The following is an 868-nucleotide window of genomic DNA, read 5'->3' on the forward strand; positions in this document are numbered from 1 at the left end:
CGCTCAAAGCGCCTTGCCTAAATGCCAAAACCCTGCGCAATACGTTTTAATTGAATAAATCGCATTGACTGTTTTGAATTCTCGGAGACTAATCCGAGATAAGTTGCAAGCCTGACATTTTCACGCATTCAATAAGAATGTTGACAACCTATTTTAACGTAAGTTATCAAACTCAAACATTACTGTTTGAGCCTTGAGTAAGAATAACTAACTTCGTTAGTTATAATGTTGAAGCATTGTAAACAATGCTTCGATTGATAAACAACAAGTTGTTTATCGTGATAATTCGATTAACGGATGCGATTGGACGTCGCAACCACGAATTATCGGGTTTAATATCAGCTTTCCAAATTGTTAAAGATCTAATCAATGCGCGCATTCGGCAAAGATTTTGGTAAAAAACCAAACTTAAATGAAGTCTTGAAGTTCAAAACGACGCTTAAATTTGGTCTTTCTTTAATCGAAGAAAATGGTGGAGCTAAGCAGGATCGAACTGCTGACCTCCTGCGTGCAAGGCAGGCGCTCTCCCAGCTGAGCTATAGCCCCATTGTTTTACCAATGGTATTTAGCGCTTTTTACAAGGCATTTGGTTGCGACGTTTAGTTCACCTAAACGAGTAACCAAATAACGCCGTAAAAACGTTAAATTGGTAGGTCTGAGTAGACTTGAACTACCGACCTCACCCTTATCAGGGGTGCGCTCTAACCAGCTGAGCTACAGACCTATCACAAGGTCATGAGAGACCTATATTTTCTTCATCTTTCGTTATCATACAATTTGTGTGAACACTCAGCACTAAGCTAATTCACTTAAGGTAAGGAGGTGATCCAACCCCAGGTTCCCCTAGGGTTACCTTGTTACGACTTCA

At 40.2% G+C, this 868-nt stretch carries 2 tRNA genes and 1 rRNA gene; all 3 read right to left on the reverse strand.

From position 1 onward, the window contains the following. Window positions 1–470: 470 nt before the first annotated feature. Window positions 471–546, reverse strand: a tRNA-Ala gene (locus tag ND16A_RS01845). Window positions 547–647: 101 nt separating this feature from the next. Beyond that, window positions 648–724: transfer RNA gene (locus ND16A_RS01840), tRNA-Ile, on the reverse strand. A gap of 91 nt (window positions 725–815) precedes the next feature. Continuing rightward, window positions 816–868: ribosomal RNA gene (locus ND16A_RS22070) — 16S ribosomal RNA — on the reverse strand; the annotation flags it as partial.

The organism is Thalassotalea sp. ND16A, assembly GCF_000764205.1.
GTDB lineage: Bacteria > Pseudomonadota > Gammaproteobacteria > Enterobacterales > Alteromonadaceae > Thalassotalea_A.